This is a genomic window from Phyllobacterium pellucidum, assembly GCF_013327855.1.
GTDB lineage: Bacteria > Pseudomonadota > Alphaproteobacteria > Rhizobiales > Rhizobiaceae > Phyllobacterium > Phyllobacterium pellucidum.
In genome coordinates this window covers 947,845-967,100 of sequence record NZ_JABUMX010000002.1, presented here as the reverse complement: position 1 = coordinate 967,100, position 19,256 = coordinate 947,845, and the positions used below count along the sequence as shown (strand labels likewise).

Here is a 19,256-nt window from a genome sequence, read left to right as displayed (position 1 = left end):
TGATCCCTTCAGTTTGCGTCGGCGTTTTGCGGCGGTTGCACCCCGGCGACCTCGGGGTTGATTACCTGACCGGCGCGGCGCGGCTTGATCAGCGGGCCGGGAACCGGGGCATTGCCCTTCATGAGGTCGATGCCGGCGCGTATGCCGCCTGCCACCTGAAGGTCGAGACGTTCGGCGTCGCGCCGTCTCACATCCTCGATCACGTCGGCGGCCTCGCGCCTGTCGACGCCGAGCCCGACGAGCGTATTCTCGCCGAAGATCAGCGCCGATTCGAAGGTCTCGCGCATCTGGTAATCGACGCCGATCTTGATCAGTTCGATCGTATTGCCGCGGTCGTAGGCGCGCGCATAGATTTGCACGAGCGGGAATTCTGATTTGAGCAGGTTGGCGATCGAAAGGATTGTCTCAGCCTTGTCGACGCAAATGAGAACGGCCTGGGCCCGACCGGCGCCGGCGGCGTGCAGAATATCAAGCCGCGTGCCATCGCCGTAATAGACCTTGAAGCCGAATTGCGATGCCGCTTGGATCATTTCAACGTCGTTGTCGATGATTGAGATATCGACGCCGCGCAGCAACAGCGGCTGGCAGGAAATCTGTCCGAACCGGCCGAAGCCGATGATCAGCACGTTGCCCGAAAGGCCTTCCGCCACCTCGACCGCTTCCAGGTCCTGTTTTTCTTCTGGCATGAGAAAACGCAGGGCAACGAGAAGCAGGGGCGTCAGGAACATCGAGAAGATGATCACGGCTGTAAGAATTGCATTCGCCTGGCCGTCGAGAATGCCCACGGCCGTGGCTGTCGCATAGAGCACGAAAGCGAATTCGCCGCCCTGGGCCATGATGACGGCGCGTTCGATTGCCTCGCGGTTGGAAGATTTCAGCAGCCGTGCAACGGCATAGATCCCGGTCGCTTTCACGACCTTGAAGGCGATGACGTAGAAAATGACGGTCTTCCAGTTGGCAGCGACAACGCTCAAGTCGAGCGACATGCCGACTGCGAGGAAGAACAGGCCGAGCAAGATGCCGCGGAAAGGCTCGATATCGGCTTCGAGCTGGTGGCGGAACGTCGATTCGGAAAGGAGAACGCCGGCAAGGAACGCGCCCATGGCCATGGAGAGCCCGCTCACCTGCATCAGCAGCGCCGATCCAAGGACGACGAGCAGCGCCGCCGCCGTCATGACCTCGCGGGCGCGCGACTGCGCAAGAAATCCGAAGAGCGGATTGAGCAGGTATTTGCCGGCCAGCACGAGCCCGACAATGGCCCCCATCCCTATGCCGATCGGAACCCAGTGCATGCCGCCTGCGGCTTCCACGCTCATCGGGGCGAGAAAAGCGACGATCGCGAGCAGGGGGACGATGGCCAGATCTTCAAGAAGAAGGATCGACACCATGCGCTGACCCTGAGGCGTCGCCGTCTCGCCGCGCTCCTCGAGAAGTTGCATGACAATGGCGGTCGACGTCAGAACGAAGCCGGCGCCGGCGACAAAGGAATGCGCCACAGGAAAGCCGGTGGCGATGCCGACGCCGGTCAGAAGGAGGGCGCAGACACCGACCTGAAGCGCGCCAAGTCCGAAGATGTCCTTGCGCAACCCCCATAACCGGGAAGGCTGCATCTCGAGGCCAATGATGAAAAGAAACATCACGACGCCGAGTTCCGCCACATGCAGGATCGTTTCGGGATCGGAAAAGAACTTAAGGCCGAACGGGCCGATGACGACCCCGGCTGCCAGATAACCGAGGATGGAGCCAAGGCCGAGGCGCTTGAACAAGGGCACGGCGACGACGCCCGCGCCGAGCAGGACCACGACGCTTAAAAGATCCGGTCCGCTTGTCTCTACCGCCATTGTCGCCCCTGCCATTTGTGCCGCTGATTTTACCATGGGTAAAGCGGCAGGCGGCAGCAGGCAAGCCTATTTGAACCGATAGCAGATTCAGCCGAGATTCCAGATGCGGCGGGCGTTCTGCGAGAAAAGCTTGCCCCGCTCCTCGTTGCTGCAGCCGGAAACGAGCGCATGGGTTGCCGCGACCCAGGTAGCAAGCCCGCCGCCAAGCGTGCAAACGGGCCAATCGCTGCCCCAGACGAGCCGGTCAAAGCCGAAACTGTCGATCACGTGATGAACATAGGGCTTGAGCGTATCCACCTGCCAAGCGTCGGCGTTCGCATAGGCAACTACCCCCGATATCTTGGCGATGACGTTGCTGCGCTTGGCGATCTCGGCGACCTTCCCGCTCCATTCGTCGAACTTTTCGCCCTTGATATCCGGCACGCCGCAGTGATCGAGGATAAAGGTGACATCCGGCGCAAGGTCAACGAGCGCAATCGCCTTGTCAATCTGGCGGGGCAGGACACAGAGGTCGAAAGTGAACCTCGTCTTGGCAAGGCGCTTGATGTTGTCGCGAAACGTCGGGCTTTCCGAAAGCGCGTCTGGCATCACATGGAGCACGCGGCGGAAACCCTTCACCATGGGGTTGGCAAGCTGTCGCTCGAGAAAGGCCGGGAAATCCCCGTCTTCCGGACGGCAGGAGGATATGGCTCCGACAATGAGGCTGTCCTCGCGGCGGGCAAGGCCCGCAATGTAGGCCGTTTCCGTCTCGATCTCGTGCGCGGCGACATCCACTTCCATGTGTAGCGCCTGTGCAATGCCGGCGCGGCGCGCCTGCACAGCATATTCCTCGTAGCTGAAGTCGCGGTTGAGAGCTTCTGCGCCGGCAAGCCAGGGATAAGAGAGGGCGGACTGATCGATAATGTGAAGGTGGGTATCGATCAAGGGCATGACTGACATGGGGGATTTCCTCCTTCGGTCAGGCGTGCCGGGGCACGCTTGAATGAATGACGTCGGCCCCGGCGAGTGCCGATAATTTCTGGGCCGTCGCCACCAGCATCTTGCGGGCATCGTCGATGGCCGGAGCGTTCGCAATGTTCAGGAGCTGAATATAGGGACAGGTGAGGGCGGCAATGGCGCGCCCGTCGGGTCCAAGCACCGGCGCTGAAACGTTGTAGACGCCTGCGGTCTGAGCGCTCGGCATGACCTCATATCCACGCTCGCGAATCTGGTTGAGGCGCTCGAGAAAGTCCGCGGGCTGGGCAATATCGTCCGCGTGTTTCTCGTATTCTGCAATCATCAGGGCGCGCTCATCATCGGACCTGAAGGCAAGAAGCACGTGACCGGAGCCGGTGTTGAACAGGCTGATGTGCGAGCCTACGCGGATCGAGATGCCCCAGTATTCCGGGGCTTCCTGTTGGGCGATGACCACCGCCGCGCCACGATCGAAGACGCTGAGCTGGTTGGCCTGCTTAGAATTGACGGCAAGGTCGCGCATCAAGGGCGTCGCATAGGATACCAGGCGGCGTACCGGCGCATGGAGCTGCGCAAGGCCGAAGAGTTTAAGGGTTAAAGAGTAGCGGTCTCCCTCCAGCCGTGTAACGTAGCCGCGCCGCACCAGCCGGTCGAGCATACGATAAAATTCATTGGGGCTTCGCCCGAGAAACTTGGCGATTTCCGCCTGAGTGAGCCCCCCATCAATCCCGGAAAGCAGTTCGAGAATATCTAGCCCCTTGTCGAGCGCAGGCGCCCGATACCGGTCGCTGTCGTCTTCGTCCGTCATGAAAAATCTCCCCATTGAGAGTATGCATATACGAAGAGGATATTCGTAGGAAAGCGAATTCCTTGCTTGACGATAGAGCCTAATTAATGTTTGTATATGAATGAAGCGCCCATATATGGGTGTTTAACTGTGCGGGAGCCGGGGAGCGGTCCCGCTTTGGGAGGAATTTCGATGAAGTATCTTTTGGCCAGCGTTTCAGCTGGGGCTATCGCGTTGTTGGCAGCGCAGGGAGCCGTTGCGGCAGACTTGCCTGGAAAATTCGACGGCGTGACGATCGACGCCAAGCTTATCGGCGGTCAGCAGTACGAGCCCCTCTACGAGCGTATCGACGAGTGGGAAAAGCTGACGGGCGCCAAGGTCAACATCCTGTCGAAGAAGAACCACTTCGAGCTCGACAAGGAGATCAAGTCGGACATCGCCTCGGGCAGCCTGAACTGGTGTGTTGGATCGAACCACTCGTCGTTCGCACCGCAGTATCCAGGCATCTATACCGACCTGAACAAGCTGCTTCCGGCGGAAGAAATCGCGGAATTCGTCCCCAACAACATCAAGGCCTCGACGCTTGACGGCAAGCTCGTCATGCTGCCGCGCGCGCAGTTCGACGTATCGGCGCTCTATTACCAGAAGAGCCTTTACGAGGACGACGCCAACAAGAAGGCGTTCAAGGAAAAGTACGGCTACTACCTGACGCCGCCGGATACCTGGCAGCAGGTTTCGGATCAGGCGCAGTTCTTCACCAAGGCGCCGGATTTCTACGGCACGCAGTTCGCCGGCAAGGAAGAGGCGATCAACGGCCGCTTCTATGAAATGGTCATTGCCGAAGGCGGCGAGTATATCGATGCGCAAGGCAAGCCGGCCTTCAATTCGGAAGCCGGCGTCAAGGCGCTCGACTGGTTCGTCAACCTCTACAAGGCAAAGGCTGTGCCTGCTGGCACGACCAACTATCTGTGGGATGATCTCGGCCAGGGCTTCGCTTCAGGTTCGATCGCCATCAACCTCGATTGGCCGGGCTGGGCCAGCTTCTTCAACGACCCGAAGTCGTCGAAGGTCGCGGGCAATGTCGGCATCAAGGTGGCGCCTAAGGGTTCTTCCGGCAAGCGCACCGGCTGGTCGGGTCATCACGGCTTCTCGGTCACGGAAAACTGCGCCCACAAGGATGCTGCTGCTTCCCTGGTCTGGTGGCTGACCAACGAAGACAGCCAGAAGCTCGAAGCCAAGAATGGCCCGCTGCCGACGCGCACCAAGGTATGGGAATGGGATATCGAGCAGTCGAAATCCGATCCGTACAAGTCGGAAGTGCTAAATGCGTTCCAGGAAGAGGCAAAGAGCGCTTTCCCGGTTCCGCCACTTGCCGAATGGATCGAAATTTCCAATGCGGTCTATCCGGAACTGCAGGCGGCGATCCTTGGCGACAAGACGTCAAAGGAAGCGCTTGATACCGCGGCCCAGAAGGCAACCGACATCCTGAAGGACGCCGGCAAGCTCTGATCTGATTTCAATTTCGGGACGGTGCCGCACGCGGTGCTGTCCCGATCGTCCAATTCATCCGGCGCGGGGCAATGACCTTGCCCTGAGCTGGAAGTTTTACCTTTAAGGTCAGTGATTATTGCGCTGGCTCGCTGTCCAGGTGACGTCAGAACAAGGCATCCGATGAAATCTCTCAAACTATCAGCGCCGACACTCTTGCTACTGCCCGCGATCATCGTTCTTGCCGCCGTGATCGTCCTGCCGCTGCTTTTCTCGCTCTATTCGAGTTTTACGCCGTTCCGTCTGACCAAGCCCGAGACGATCTGGGTTCTCATCGGCTTCCGGAACTACGTCACGGCACTCACCAGCTATGAATTCTGGACGGCGTTCGGACGCACCGTTCTGCTTTTGACGATTGCGCTCAACGCGGAAATGATGCTCGGCCTCGGACTTGCCATGCTCGTCAACAAGGCAACGCACGGTCAGCGGCTCCTGCGCACACTGATGATGTTCCCGATGATGTTCTCGCCGGTGCTTGTCGGCTTCCAGTTCAAGTTCCTCTTCAATGACAATGTGGGCTTCATCAACAACGCCCTGCAATCGCTCGGTCTTGCCACCAATGCCATACCGTGGCTGATCGACGGCAACCTTGCCCTGTTCTCGATCATCGTCGCCGAGATCTGGTCGTCGACCTCGGTCTTCGCCATCCTGATCCTTGCCGGACTTCTCGCCATGCCGCAGGAGCCGATCGAAGCGGCGCGGGTCGACGGCTGCACGCCCTGGCAGACTTTTCGTTTCGTCACATGGCCGTACCTGATGCCGTTCGCGTTCATCGCCATGACGATCCGCTCGCTCGACGTTGCGCGCGCCTATGACATTGTCAAGATCATGACCGATGGCGGGCCGGCCAAGCGCACCGAACTCCTGTGGACCCTCATCGGGCGCACCGCCTATAGTGATGGCCGCATGGGGTTTGCCAATGCCATGGCCTATATCTCGATCCTGCTGTCGATCCTTTTCACTGTCTATTTCTTCAGGAAACTTGCGGCTGCGCGCCAGCAGATTGGAGCGGAGTGGTAAGATGGATCTGAATACATCCCATAGATTCAAGCGCCGCGCGCTGAAGTTCGCCCACCTCGTCGGCCTGTTCCTCGCGATGCTGGTAATTTGCCTGCCGGGCCTGTGGATCGTCCTGAGTTCGCTGCGTCCCACTGTCGAGATCATGGCGAAGCCACCGGTCTGGATTCCGCAGGAACTGTCATTCGACGCCTATCGCGCCATGTTCGGCGGGGCAGGGCAAGGCGGCATTCCGGTCATCGACTATTTCCGCAACTCGCTGATCATCTCGATTACATCGACCATCATCGCGCTGGTTGTCGGCACCGCCGGCGGCTACGCCTTTGCCCGCTACAAGTTCAAGGGAAAGTCCGGTATCTTCCTCGGCTTCATGCTGACGCGTGCGGTGCCCGGCATTGCGCTGTCGCTGCCCCTCTTTATGATCTTCGCGCGCCTCGGCATCATCGATACGCACTTTGCGATGATCCTGGTCTATGTGGCGCTGAATGTGCCCTTTACGATCTGGCTGATCGACGGCTTCTTCCGCCAGGTGCCGAAGGACCTTGCGGAGGCCGCGCAGATCGACGGCTGCACGCTCTGGCAGGCATTCTGGCAGGTGGAATTTCCGCTCGCCGGGCCCGGCATTGCTTCCGCCGGCATCTTCGCATTCCTCACCTCGTGGAACGAGTATGCGCTTGCCTCGCAGATCACCCGCTCGGTGAATTCGAAGACGCTGCCCGTCGGCCTTCTCGATTATACGTCGGAATTTACCATCGACTGGCGCGGCATGTGCGCGCTCGCCGTCGTCATGATCATTCCGGCGCTCACCCTGACGTTCATCATTCAAAAGCATCTCGTATCCGGACTGACGTTCGGCGCGGTGAAAGGTTAGTTCGTATGGCTCCCGTCACACTCAAAAAGCTGGTCAAGCGCTACGGCAATGTCGACGTCGTGCATGGCATCGATCTTGAGGTCAAGGATCGCGAGTTTATCGCGCTGGTCGGTCCTTCCGGCTGCGGCAAGTCGACGACGCTGCGGATGATCGCCGGGCTCGAGGATATCAGCGACGGCGTGATCGAGATCGGCGGCAAGCCCGTCAACGATCTGCCGCCGCGCGCCCGCAATATCTCGATGGTGTTCCAATCCTACGCGCTCTACCCGCATATGACAGTGCGGGAGAATATGGGCTTTTCGCTGAAGATCGGCAAAGTTGCGCAGAGCGAGATCGACGCCCGCGTCAACGAAGCGGCACAGATTCTCGATCTCGGCAAATATATGGACCGTCGGCCGTCGCAACTTTCCGGCGGCCAGCGCCAGCGTGTCGCGATGGGGCGGGCCATCGTGCGCCAGCCCGACGTCTTCCTCTTCGACGAACCGCTCTCCAATCTCGATGCGAAGCTGCGCACACAGGTGCGAACGGAGATCAAGCGCCTGCACAACAAGGTGCAATCCACCATGATCTATGTGACGCACGATCAGGTCGAGGCGATGACGCTCTCAGATCGCATCGTCATCATGCGCGACGGTTATATCGAACAGGTCGGAACGCCAGACGAGGTATTCAAGCGTCCGGCCACGCGCTTTGTCGCCGGCTTCATCGGTTCGCCGCCGATGAACCTCAACGAAGCCAGCGTCGCGGACGGAAAGCTTATTTTCGAGGGCGGCCAGAGCCTGCCGCTGCCGGCCGAATTCCGCAACAAGGTCGCGGCCGGCGACAAGGTGATTTTCGGCTTGCGTCCTGATGATATCTACCCGACCGGGCACGGCCTCAATTCCGGTGAAGCCACCGATGTTCACGAACTGGAGCTGCCGGTGTCGATCACCGAGCCGCTCGGCAATGAAACGCTGCTCTTTGTCACCATGGCAGAGCGCGAATGGGTTTCGCGCATGCTCAATCCGCGCGCCATTGCCGGGGGTGAGGTGGTAAAGTTCAGTTTCGACCTGTCGCAGGCGCATCTCTTCTCGCCCGAAACCGGCAAAACCTTGCGGAGCTGATACGATGGCAATGATTGAACGCGTCGAACTGCGTATGGTGGATCTGCCGCCGAAGGTCCTGCGGACCGACGCCATCCAGAGTTTCGTCAGCCAGGAAACGCCTATCGTCACCATCACCGACAGCGATGGCGCAACCGGCACCGGCTACAGCTATACGATCGGCACAGGCGGCTCCTCGGTCATGCGGCTCCTTTCCGATCACCTTGTTCCGCGCATACTCGGCAAGGATGCCGACCAGATCGAAGCCATCTGGCGTGATCTCGAATTCGCAACGCACGCGACGACCATTGGTGCAATCACGGCGATAGCGCTGGCGGCCGTCGATACGGCGCTCTGGGATTTGCGGGCGAAGAAGCAGGGCCTGCCACTATGGAAACTTGCAGGCGGCGCCAAGGATCGCTGTCCCCTCTATACAACCGAGGGTGGTTGGCTGCACATTGAAAAGCAGGCGCTGGTTGACGATGCGCTGCAGGCGCAGGCCAAGGGGTTCCGCGGCGCCAAGGTCAAGATTGGCCGGCCGCATGGCTCGGAGGATCTCGACCGGCTTTCCGCCGTGCGCGATGCTGTCGGTTCCGGCTTCGAAATCATGACGGATGCCAACCAGGGCTTTGCCCTCGACGAGGCCATTCGTCGTTCGCATGTGCTGCGCGATGTCGATCTTGCCTGGCTGGAAGAGCCGCTGCCGGCGGATGACATCGATGGGCATGTGCGCCTTTCATCCGCCACGGCAATCCCGGTCGCGGTCGGCGAATCGCTCTATTCGATACGCCACTTCCGCGAATATATGCAGAAGCGTGCCTGCTCGATCGTGCAGGTCGATGTCGGTCGTATCGGCGGTATCACGCCATGGCTGAAGGTCGCGCACACGGCGGAAGCCTTCGACATGCCGGTCTGCCCGCACTTCCTCATGGAACTGCATGTGAGCCTTACCTGCGCCGTCCAGAATGGCAAATATGTCGAATACATCCCGCAGCTCGATGATCTCACCCATACGCAGATGCGGATCGAGAACGGCCATGCTGTGGCGCCCTCCGAACCCGGTATCGGCATCGATTGGGACTGGGATGCCGTCAAAGGCCGGAGCGTCGACGAATTCACCACCGAGATAAGGGTCTGACGATGCAGCGCATGGGCATGATGATCGGGCTCAACCCGGATAAGGTCGCCGAATACAAGCGCCTGCATGCTGCTGTCTGGCCGGAGATTCTCGCGCTTATTTCGAGCTGCAATATCCGCAACTACACGATCTTTCTGCGCGAGCCGGAAAACGTCCTGTTCGGCACCTTCGAATATCACGGAACGGATTTTGCCGCCGATATGGCGAAGATGGCAGCGGACCCGAGGAACCAGGAATGGTGGGCCGAGTGCATGCCATGCCAGATTCCGCTTGAAACCAGGGCCGAAGGCGAGTGGTGGGCGACGATGGAAGAAGTGTTCCATCTCGACTGATGAGGAATAGTGATGCGTTTTGACCCGACGGCCCTGCAGCAGAGCTGGCCATTGCCTGAAAAGCCAAGGCCCATCGTGACCTTCGGTGCCGGCAGCATCGTCGGCGATGCGCACTACCCGGCCTATCGGAAGGGCGGCTTTCCGATTGCCGGATTGTTTGACCCCGACCTCGACAAGGCGCGCAAGCTGGCTGATCAGTGGGACGTGACCGCTTACGCGTCGCTGGCCGAAGCCGCTGCGGTGGAGGATGCGATCTTCGATCTGGCGACGCCGCCTTCGCGCCATGCGGATGTGTTGCGGGCGCTGCCGCGGGGGTCGTTCGCGCTGATCCAGAAGCCTATGGGCAGTGACCTTGGAGAAGCCTCCGAAATCGTGGAGATTTGCCGCGAGCGCAATATCACGGCCGCCGTCAACTTCCAGCTGCGCTTTGCGCCGATGATGCTCGCCCTGAAAGATGCGATCGCACAAGGTTGGCTTGGCGACGTCATCGATTTCGATGCATGGCTGGCGCTTGATACACCGTGGTCGCTCTGGCCGTTCCTCGCTGGCCTGCCCCGGGTCGAAATCGCCATGCATTCGATCCATTATATCGATCTCATCCGCCAGATTCTCGGCAATCCGCTGGGCGTTCATGCCAAGACGCTGGGGCATCCGAACCACAAGGTCGCGCAGACGCGGACGAGCGCCATTCTCGATTACGGCGATACCGTGCGCTGTGCGCTCTCCATCAACCATGACCACAAATTCGGCCGCAAATTCCAGGCCTGCGAGTTCCGTATCTGCGGCACTGAAGGCGCTGCCTATGTGAAGCTCGGGGTCAATCTCGACTATCCGCGCGGCGAGCCGGACGTGCTGATGATCTACCCGAAGGGCGGCTCGGACTGGATCGACGTTCCCCTGAAGGGCGCCTGGTTCCCGGATGCCTTCGTTGGGCGCATGGCCAATCTGCAGCGTTTCGCGAGTGGAGAAGACGAGACCTTGGTCAGTTCGGTCGAAGATGGCTGGCAGACGATGGCGCTGGTCGAGGCGGCTTATGAATCGAGCGCAATGCCGGCAACGCCGCTGGCGAAACTGGCGGAGGCGTGAATGGCCGAACAGGCAATCTATTTCGAGGACTATGAACTTGGCCATGTACGCGTCACCTCCGGGAGGACGATCACCGAGACCGATTTCGTGGTGCATGCGGGCCATACCGGCGATTTCTTCCCGCACCACATGGACGCGGAATTTGCCAAGACGACGCCGTTCGGCCAGCGCGTGGCGCACGGCACAATGATCTTTTCGATCGGCGTCGGGCTCACGGCGAGCCTGATCAATCCCGTGGCTTTTTCCTATGGCTACGACCGGCTGCGCTTTGTGCGCCCGGTGTTCATCGGCGATACGATCCGGACCCGCGTGACCATCAGCGCCAAGGAAGATGATCCGAAGCGCACCGGCAGCGGCCGCGTGGTCGAGCGCTGCGAAGTTCTGAACCAGCGCGACGAGGTGGTTCTCGCCGCAGATCACATCCTGATTGCCGAGCGCAGGGCATCGGGTGCATGACAGGCACGATAGGTGTCGAAATGGAGGTTTGAAATGACAGGCAAGCTTGCGGGCAAGCGCGTTCTCATCACGGCGGCAGGGCAGGGCATCGGGCGGGCATCCGTGCTCGCATTCGCCCGCGAAGGCGCGATCGTCCATGCGACGGATATCAACGAGCAACTCCTCGATGCCTTGCCCAAGGAATCCGTTATCCATCCGCGCAAGCTCGATGTGCTGAAAACCGACGAGGTCAACAGGGTGATCGGCGAGATCGGGGCGATCGACATCTTGTTCAATTGCGCCGGTTTCGTGCACGGCGGCTCGATCCTCGAAATGCCGGATGCCGATCTCGACTTTGCCCTCGACCTCAACGTTCGCGCGATGATCCGTACGATCAGGGCGGTGCTGCCCGGAATGATCGAGCGAAAGGATGGCGCGATCGTCAACATGTCTTCTGTTGCAAGCAGCGTGAAAGGCGTGCCGAACCGCTTCGCCTACGGCGTGACCAAGGCTGCGGTGCTCGGTCTGACCAAGGCGGTGGCCGCCGACTACATCACGCAAGGTATTCGCTGCAACGCGATATGCCCGGGCACGGTCGAAAGCCCGTCGCTCGAGCAGCGCATGCGCGCCGGGGGCGACTATGAGACGACGCGTGCTGCATTCATCGCGCGCCAGCCCATGGGACGCCTCGGCTTGCCGGAAGAGATTGCCGATCTTGCCGTCTATCTCGCCGGCGCGACCTACACGACCGGTCAAGCCTACAATATCGATGGCGGCTGGACGGTCTAACCAAAGGAATAAACGATGAAATTTCTACGCTATGGCGCCCCCGGACAGGAAAAGCCCGGAATACTCGACAATCAGGGCCAGATTCGCGATCTCTCGGAAAAAGTCAGCGACCTTTCGGGCGCTGTGCTTGATCCAGCAGCGCTGGCAAAGCTGGCCGATCTCGATGTGGATGCCCTTCCGCTCGTCGAGGGCACCCCGCGTCTCGGTCCCTGCGTTGCCGGTACCGGAAAGTTCATCTGCATCGGCCTCAACTATGCCGACCATGCTGCGGAATCCGGGATGGCCGTGCCACCGGAACCCGTGATCTTCATGAAGGCGACCTCCGCCATTGTCGGGCCGAATGACGACCTGCTCATACCGCGCGGTTCGGAAAAGACCGACTGGGAAGTGGAACTCGGCGTCGTCATCGGCCGTACCGCAAAATATGTCAGCGAAGCCGACGCGCTCGACTACGTCGCCGGCTACTGCACCGTCCATGACGTCAGCGAGCGCGCCTTCCAGATCGAGCGTGCCGGGCAATGGACCAAGGGCAAGAGCTGCGACACGTTCGGGCCCACCGGCCCGTGGCTGGTGACGAAGGACGAGATCGCCGACCCCCAAAACCTCAAGATGTGGCTCACCGTCAATGGCGAGACGATGCAGAACGGTTCGACAAAGACCATGGTTTACGGCGTTGCCTTCCTCGTTTCCTATCTTAGCCAGTTCATGAGCCTGCAGCCCGGCGACATCATTTCGACCGGCACGCCGCCCGGCGTCGGAATGGGCATGAAGCCGCCGCGCTATCTGAAGGCAAGCGACGTTATCGAGCTTGGAATTGAGGGCCTTGGCAACCAGAAGCAGGTGGCGCGCGCCGACACCTGATCATTTGCGACAAACCAAAATTGAACACGAGATTACTGGGCAATTTCAGGAGCAAGACATGACCCGCATCACCGATCTTCGGGTTTTCGACATCCGTTTCCCTACGTCGCAGGGCCTCGACGGTTCCGACGCGATGAACCCGGATCCGGATTATTCGGCGGCCTATGTCGTTCTTGATACGGATAAGGGTGGTCTTGCCGGGCACGGCCTCACATTCACCATCGGGCGTGGCAACGAGATTTGCTGCCTCGCCATCGAAGCGATGAAGCATCTGGTCATCGGACTTGAACTCGACTGGGTGAAGGAAAATCCGGGACGCTTCTGGCATTTCATCACCGGCGACAGCCAATTGCGCTGGATCGGGCCGGACAAGGGCGCAATGCATCTTGCCACCGGCGCCGTCGTCAACGCCGTCTGGGACTTGCTGGCTAAGGAAGCCGGCAAACCAGTCTGGCAGCTGGTCGGCGAGATGACGCCGGAGGAAATCGTCAACATTGTCGATTTCCGCTACCTGACCGATGTTCTGACCCGCGACGAGGCACTCGACATTCTGCGGAAAGCGGATGCCGGTAAGGCCGAACGCATCGCTGCCCTCAAGGCCGAAGGCTATCCTTGCTATACGACCTCCGCCGGTTGGCTGGGCTATTCCGATGAAAAACTGCGCCGGCTTTGCCAGGAGGCCGTCGACGCCGGCTTCAACCACATCAAGATGAAGGTCGGGCGCGATCTCGAGGATGACATCCGCCGGCTGACGATTGCCCGCGAAGTGATCGGGCCTGATCGTATCCTGATGATCGATGCCAACCAGGTCTGGGAGGTCAACGAGGCCATAGACTGGGTGAAGAAGCTTGCCTTCGTCAAGCCGTACTTCATCGAGGAACCGACGAGCCCGGACGATGTCGCCGGGCATCGCAAGATTCGCCAGGCAATCAAGCCGGTCAAGGTGGCGACCGGCGAGATGTGCCAGAACCGGATCATGTTCAAGCAGTTCATCGCTGAAGGTGCCATCGATGTGGTCCAGATCGATTCCTGCCGCATGGGCGGGCTCAACGAGGTGCTGGCGGTGCTGCTGATCGCGGCGAAATACAATCTGCCGGTCTGGCCGCATGCGGGTGGGGTTGGCCTCTGCGAATATGTGCAGCATTTGTCGATGATCGACTACATCGCGGTATCGGGCACCAAGGAAGGGCGGGTCATCGAATATGTCGATCATCTGCATGAGCATTTCGTCGATCCCTGCGATATTCGCAATGCCGCCTATATGCCCCCTTCGATGCCGGGATTCTCGATAGAGATGAAGCCAGAATCGATCAGGCAATATCTGCATCGCCCAATGATATGATCGGCGAAGGCGCCACAAATCGACAGCGCCCGGGTTCAAGGGTGCGGCGCACCATTTGACCGAAATGCTGCGTGTCGCCGTTCGTAAATGCGATGTCGTTTCCGCACCTATCCTTTTCCAAAGCCCGATGCTTTTATCGTGACCACTTGAGGTGCCGCTTTCTAGGGAAGGCGGAGAATTGGGAAGCCGGTTAAAACCCGGCGCTGCCCCCGCAACGGTAGTGGAGTAAAACGCGGCAAAACAGCCACTGGGAGTGCACCCCGGGAAGGCGCCGTGAAGTCTGAAAGGCAACTCCAGAGCCCGGAAACCAGCCTTGAGGGAAAACCGACTGATCGCGGTGGGCGATCAAGGAGCATGGCTTTGTGCGGTCGACAAACGTTGGCTGTACGGACGTTCTTCTCCGTCACCACCAGTCAGTTCTTTGCAGGCTTAAGGCGAGGACGCGACATGGACATTCGCAATGAACTTTTCCGGAATCTCAGAAACCGGAAACCGGGCTACGGACTGGAACAGGCTTTCTACTCGGACCCAGACTATTACCGTCTCGACATGGAGACGATCTATTATCGCGACTGGCTCTTTATAGGCCATGATTGCGAAGTCGCGAAACCCGGCAATTATTTCACCGTGCAGGTTGGCGACTACCCCGTCGTCATCGTGCGCGACCGCCAGGGACAGATCCGCGCCTTCCACAATTCCTGCCGCCATCGCGGCTCGCGCATCTGCGCGGGTGAAAAGGGGAGTTCGGCAAAGCTCGTCTGCCCCTATCACCAGTGGACGTACGAGCTCGACGGACGTCTGCTTTTTGCCCGCCAGATGGGCGAGGATTTCGACGCGAGCCAGTTCAGTCTGAAAACGGTGCATTGCGAGAGCGTCGGCGGCTACATCTTCATCTGCCTGGCGCAGATCGCGCCCGATTTCACCCCGACACGCACCCTGCTCGAGCCGTACCTTGCGCCACACCGGCTGACGGAGACCAAGGTCGCCTTCCAGAGTTCGATCGTCGAGAAAGGCAACTGGAAGCTCGTCTGGGAGAATAACCGCGAGTGCTACCATTGCGCCGGCAACCATCCTGAGCTTTGCAAGACCTTCCCTGAAGCGCCGAGCGCCACCGGAATTCAGGGTTCGAAGGAAGATCCGGAAATGGTATCGCACTGGGACAAGTGCGAGGCTGCGGGTTTGCCAAGTGTATTCCGCATCGCTGAAGATGGGCAGTATCGGGCGACCCGTGTTCCGCTCATCAACAATGCCGAGAGCTATACTCTATCGGGCAAGCGCGCCGTCGGCCGTCAGCTCAGCGACGACGTCAACGCCAGGAGCATAGGTTCGCTCCTGCTCTACCATTATCCAACGACGTGGAATCATATCCTTGGCGACCACGCGATTTCTTTCCGTGTCCTGCCGCTCGGTCCGAACGAGACGCAAGTCACGACCAAGTGGCTGGTTCACAAGGATGCGGTTGAGGGCGTCGATTATGATCTCGAAGAGCTGACGCATGTCTGGCTGGAAACCAACGATCAGGACCGTCGCATCGTCGAGGAAAACGCGTTCGGCATTCGCTCGCCGGCCTATGAACCCGGTCCCTATTCGGTCGAGCATGAAGGCGGCGTCCTTCAATTCCTCGAATGGTACAGCAATGCCATGGAAACCCGGCTTTCCGGCGATACGAAACTCAGTAGGGTTGCTTGAATGAACATGGGCGTTTCCCAGAATTATCCGCACCTCGACCAGATGCAGCCGTGGAACGACCGGCTGCATCTTCTCGAATGTCTTTCGGTCGTCGAGGAAGCGCCCAATGTGAAGACCTTCACCTTCCGCTCGGATAATCATAACTGGTTTCGTTATGAGCCTGGCCAGTTCATGACCTTCGAGCTGCCCGTGCAACCGGAAGCGGTTTTGCGTACCTTTACATTGTCATCGAGCCCCTCCCGACCCTTCACCGTCGCCGTGACGGTCAAGGCGCAGGAAGGCAGCATCGGCACGCGCTGGATGCTCGATCATCTCATGCCGGGCGTGCGCCTCAAGGCATTTGGCCCGCTCGGCGACTTTTCGATGCGCAAGCATCCAGGCAGCAAGTATCTCTTCATATCAGCCGGCTCAGGCATCACGCCCATGATGTCGATGACGCGCTGGATGCATGATTGCGCGCCGCAGAGCGATATCAATTTCGTTACCTGCGCGCGGCGGCCGAGCGATATCATTTTCCGCAAGGAACTCGAATATCTGACGAGCTGCATGCCGAACCTGAAATTGACCTTCCTCATCAAGGAGCACGAAATGGGGCAGGTCTGGACCGGCATACGCGGCAGGCTCGAAACGCCGAAGCTGCCGCTGCTCGCACCGGACTTCAAGGACCGGACCATTTTCTGCTGCGGTCCGGAAAGCTTCATGCGCGATGTGCGCAATATGCTCGAAGCGTCCGGATTCGACATGGCCCACTACCATCAGGAAAGCTTCGGCCCGGCGCCCGAGCCTGTTCTGCCGATGCTCGACGGGATCTCCACGGAGCCGGCCGCCGCGAGCGCGACGGTGACGTTCTCGATGTCCGGCATGGAGGTGCCATGCGCGGCCGGAGAAACAATCCTCAAGGCGGCGCGCGGTGTTGGCATTCGCATTGCTGCCGCCTGCGAGTCAGGTCTCTGCGGCACGTGCAAGGTCATGAAGCTCGCCGGCGACGTCGACATGGACCACAATGGCGGCATCCTCGATGAGGAAATCGACGAGGGCTATATCCTCGCCTGCTGCTCCAAGCCGCTCGGCAATGTCGAAGTCGAGGCTTAAGGCAAACGGCGACCGTAGATCAGAGAGAGGGCAGTTCGCGCAAGAACCGGTCCAGTTCTTCGCGCGGCATGCCGACGACATGTTCTGGTCCCGGATATGTCCTGGCACTCACGTCGGCGACGAACTCGGAAAAGGCCGCGATCCTTTCCTGCTGCAGGCGGTCGAGTTCAGCCGTGAAGTTGCGATAGACTTTGGCGTGGCGCGGATAATGGCCGCGATTTGAACCGAGCACGTCCGCTGCGAAAAGATACTGCGCATCGCAGCCCGCGCCCGCGCCCATCGAGATCATGAAAAGCGATGTTCGCTCGCTGATGGCGGAGGCGACGTCAACCGGCACGACCTCGATCTCGGCGGCGAAGGCGCCTGCCTCTTCAAGCGCCCTGGTCTGCCGCCAGATTTCGAGCGCGCTCGTCGCGGTCTTGCCTACCGCCTTGAATCCGCCCGTCCAGGTCGCCTTGGAGGGGATAAGGCCCACATGTCCGCATACGGGGATACCTTCGTCGCGAAGCCGGCGCACCGTGGCAAGACTTGCAGCGCAATAGACGGCGTCAGCGCCCGCCTTGCGTGCCATGAACGCGCCGCGCAGGTAATCCTCGGCGGTGACGAAATCGCCGTATTCGAGTCCCGGCACGGTAAAGGCAGAGGGCGCCGCGTCGCGAAATTCCGGCGTAAGCAACGCCGGCGGTATGGAAAGCATGTCGACGCGGGCGCGTTCGGCGGCCTCGGCTTCCTCCAGCGTTTCGACCCGCAGCATGGTTAGCTGGCGGCGGCCCTTAAGTGCAAGAATGTCGGCGACGGTGGGGCGCAGGTTTCGCATGGTTTATCCGCATTAGGCCGCGAGCAGCGACTTGAGTTTGACATGGCTCGATTGAAGCTGCGCCGGAACCGGCCGCGCGCCCCGTTGGATCAACATCTCGGCGAGGCGAATATCTTTGGCGACAGCATTGCCGGGTCCGATGCCGCTTGCCGCGACAAGCCGGCCATCGGCGGCAAGATGAAAGAGGATGAAGGCATCGTCGCCAAGGTCACGGCGGATCGTCTGCGTCGCTTCGTCGGCAAGTCCCGCGACCTGCAGGCCGAGTTCGTATTGATCGGACCAGAACCACGGTACGGATTCGTGTGGCTCCTGGCCGCCGAGCATGTTGCGCGCGGCGAGGGAACCTTGTTCCTGCGCATTGCGCCAAGCCTCCAGGCGGACGCGCCGTCCGCCATAGATCGCGAGTGGAAAGGCGCAGCAATCCCCGGCAGCAAATATGTCCGGGTCGCTTGTCTGCAGCCAATCGTTGACAATAATGCCGTTGGTGGTTTCGAGACCGGCCGCTTCAGCCAGATCCGTGACAGGGACGGCGCCAATCCCGATCACCGCAAGATCGGCGGCAATTTCCATGCCGTCAGCGAGGGTGATGTCGACGCTGTCGTCCGTGTCGTTGATCGATGCGATCCCTGTTCCGCAGCGCAGAGTGACGCCTTCATGGCGATGGCGGGCGGCGATGACCTCGGCGATCTCTTCGGGCACGCCCCGCATCAGGATACGCGGCTGCGCCTCGATGACCGTCACCACCGCGCCGCGCTTGCGCGCGCTTGCGGCAAGTTCGAGACCGATGAACCCACCACCGATGATAGCAATGCGTGCCGCCGGACCGAAGCGCGCACGGATGCGCAGCGCGTCGTCATAGCTGCGCAAGGTGACGCAATGTTTGCTGCCTGCTGCAAGCGGCAGGGCGCGCGGCAGAGCGCCTGTGGCAATCAGCAGCCGCTCGTATGGAATTTTTCGGCCGTCGTGAAGGACGACCGACTTTGCGGCACGATCGATAGAAGCAGCCGTTGAATTGCCGATGAAGTCGATCCGCTGCTCAGCGAATTGTTCGATACTGGCGATGGTTCTCGGCAAGGGATGATCGTCGGAGACCATCGTCTCTTTCGAAAGTGGCGGGCGTTCATAGGGGAGGTGCGGTTCGGTGCCGATTAACGCGATCGTCCCGCCATAGCCGTTTTCACGCAGGGCAAATGCCGCGCGCACCCCGCATTCGCCGGCGCCGATGATGACCATGCCATGTTCCATGACTGTCACCCGAGCTGAATGAGGACTTTGCCGGACTCGACCTTGACCGGATATGTCCTGAGATTGACGCAGACCGGCGCGCCTTTGGCTTGGCCGGTCTTGTAGTTGAAGCGGCCGTTGTGCTTCGGGCATTCGATAATCTCATCCATGACCAGGCCGTCGGCAAGATGGATATGCTCATGCGTACACAAGCCGTCGGTGGCGAAGAACTCGTCCTCGGGGCTGCGATAGATCGCGAAGGTGCGCCCGTCGTGATCAAAGCGCATGACGTCCTCCTCGTCGATATCGTCGGAGGTGCAGGCCTCAACCCAATTGCTCATATTCATTCCT

General features: G+C 60.1%; 19 protein-coding genes and 1 riboswitch. Of the genes, 13 read left to right on the top strand and 6 right to left on the bottom strand.

Annotation, left to right across the window (positions count from 1 at the left end; genetic code table 11):
• Positions 1-8 precede the first annotated feature (8 nt).
• The 3 genes from HQ945_RS12705 to HQ945_RS12695 form a co-directional block, all read right to left on the bottom strand.
• Entirely contained in the window at positions 9-1,841 is a 1,833-nt protein-coding gene (locus HQ945_RS12705) for a monovalent cation:proton antiporter-2 (CPA2) family protein (protein WP_174208133.1), read from the bottom strand.
• 87 nt (positions 1,842-1,928) lie between these two features.
• Positions 1,929-2,780 carry an amidohydrolase family protein gene (locus tag HQ945_RS12700; protein ID WP_246272649.1) on the bottom strand — a complete coding sequence of 284 codons (852 nt, stop codon included), beginning with the start codon at positions 2,778-2,780 and terminating at the stop codon, positions 1,929-1,931.
• A 19-nt stretch (positions 2,781-2,799) separates the two neighbouring features.
• On the bottom strand, positions 2,800-3,603 hold the full coding sequence (locus tag HQ945_RS12695) for an IclR family transcriptional regulator (protein WP_027229549.1): 804 nt from the start codon (positions 3,601-3,603) through the stop codon (positions 2,800-2,802).
• 171 nt (positions 3,604-3,774) lie between these two features.
• Between HQ945_RS12695 and HQ945_RS12690 the strand changes: the two genes are divergently transcribed.
• The 13 genes from HQ945_RS12690 (at position 3,775) to HQ945_RS12630 (ending at position 16,864) form a co-directional block, all read left to right on the top strand.
• Entirely contained in the window at positions 3,775-5,091 is a 1,317-nt protein-coding gene (locus tag HQ945_RS12690) for an ABC transporter substrate-binding protein (RefSeq protein WP_174208132.1), read from the top strand.
• Positions 5,092-5,253: 162 nt separating this feature from the next.
• Complete coding sequence (locus HQ945_RS12685; RefSeq protein WP_027229551.1) at positions 5,254-6,150, top strand: carbohydrate ABC transporter permease; 897 nt, start codon at positions 5,254-5,256, stop codon at positions 6,148-6,150.
• A 1-nt stretch (position 6,151) separates the two neighbouring features.
• On the top strand, positions 6,152-7,018 hold the full coding sequence (locus HQ945_RS12680; protein ID WP_174208131.1) for a carbohydrate ABC transporter permease: 867 nt from the start codon (positions 6,152-6,154) through the stop codon (positions 7,016-7,018).
• 5 nt (positions 7,019-7,023) lie between these two features.
• Positions 7,024-8,121, top strand: coding sequence for an ABC transporter ATP-binding protein (locus tag HQ945_RS12675; RefSeq protein WP_027229553.1), 1,098 nt, complete (start codon positions 7,024-7,026; stop codon positions 8,119-8,121).
• A gap of 4 nt (positions 8,122-8,125) precedes the next feature.
• On the top strand, positions 8,126-9,238 hold the full coding sequence (locus HQ945_RS12670) for a mandelate racemase/muconate lactonizing enzyme family protein (protein WP_174208130.1): 1,113 nt from the start codon (positions 8,126-8,128) through the stop codon (positions 9,236-9,238).
• Positions 9,239-9,240: 2 nt separating this feature from the next.
• Positions 9,241-9,570, top strand: a complete 330-nt coding sequence (locus HQ945_RS12665; protein ID WP_091923977.1) for an L-rhamnose mutarotase — start codon at positions 9,241-9,243, stop codon at positions 9,568-9,570.
• A 6-nt stretch (positions 9,571-9,576) separates the two neighbouring features.
• Positions 9,577-10,656: a Gfo/Idh/MocA family oxidoreductase gene (locus HQ945_RS12660; RefSeq protein ID WP_174208173.1), complete on the top strand. Its 1,080-nt coding sequence runs from the start codon at positions 9,577-9,579 to the stop codon at positions 10,654-10,656.
• Positions 10,657-11,112 carry a MaoC/PaaZ C-terminal domain-containing protein gene (locus HQ945_RS12655; RefSeq protein WP_113280860.1) on the top strand — a complete coding sequence of 152 codons (456 nt, stop codon included), beginning with the start codon at positions 10,657-10,659 and terminating at the stop codon, positions 11,110-11,112. It begins immediately after the preceding gene.
• A gap of 33 nt (positions 11,113-11,145) precedes the next feature.
• Positions 11,146-11,880 (top strand): SDR family oxidoreductase, encoded by a 735-nt coding sequence (locus HQ945_RS12650; protein WP_091944074.1) that lies wholly within the window; start codon positions 11,146-11,148, stop codon positions 11,878-11,880.
• Positions 11,881-11,895: 15 nt separating this feature from the next.
• Positions 11,896-12,741: a fumarylacetoacetate hydrolase family protein gene (locus HQ945_RS12645; RefSeq protein ID WP_174208129.1), complete on the top strand. Its 846-nt coding sequence runs from the start codon at positions 11,896-11,898 to the stop codon at positions 12,739-12,741.
• Positions 12,742-12,799: 58 nt separating this feature from the next.
• Positions 12,800-14,083: an L-fuconate dehydratase gene (locus HQ945_RS12640; RefSeq protein WP_174208128.1), complete on the top strand. Its 1,284-nt coding sequence runs from the start codon at positions 12,800-12,802 to the stop codon at positions 14,081-14,083.
• Between the two features lie 132 nt (positions 14,084-14,215).
• A riboswitch (cobalamin riboswitch) is annotated at positions 14,216-14,413 on the top strand.
• Positions 14,414-14,530: 117 nt separating this feature from the next.
• A complete protein-coding gene (locus tag HQ945_RS12635; protein WP_174208127.1) occupies positions 14,531-15,772 on the top strand; it encodes an aromatic ring-hydroxylating oxygenase subunit alpha in 1,242 nt (413 codons plus the stop codon).
• On the top strand, positions 15,773-16,864 hold the full coding sequence (locus HQ945_RS12630) for an FAD-binding oxidoreductase (protein WP_162737194.1): 1,092 nt from the start codon (positions 15,773-15,775) through the stop codon (positions 16,862-16,864).
• 19 nt (positions 16,865-16,883) lie between these two features.
• On the opposite strand, the gene HQ945_RS12625 is transcribed toward HQ945_RS12630, so the two are convergent.
• From HQ945_RS12625 to HQ945_RS12615, 3 genes are read right to left on the bottom strand one after another with little or no spacing between them, the layout of a single operon-like run.
• Positions 16,884-17,681, bottom strand: coding sequence for a 3-methyl-2-oxobutanoate hydroxymethyltransferase (locus tag HQ945_RS12625; protein WP_113280856.1), 798 nt, complete (start codon positions 17,679-17,681; stop codon positions 16,884-16,886).
• Positions 17,682-17,693: 12 nt separating this feature from the next.
• A complete protein-coding gene (locus HQ945_RS12620; RefSeq protein WP_174208126.1) occupies positions 17,694-18,926 on the bottom strand; it encodes an NAD(P)/FAD-dependent oxidoreductase in 1,233 nt (410 codons plus the stop codon).
• 5 nt (positions 18,927-18,931) lie between these two features.
• Positions 18,932-19,246, bottom strand: a complete 315-nt coding sequence (locus tag HQ945_RS12615; RefSeq protein ID WP_091944092.1) for a MocE family 2Fe-2S type ferredoxin — start codon at positions 19,244-19,246, stop codon at positions 18,932-18,934.
• Positions 19,247-19,256: the final 10 nt, after the last annotated feature.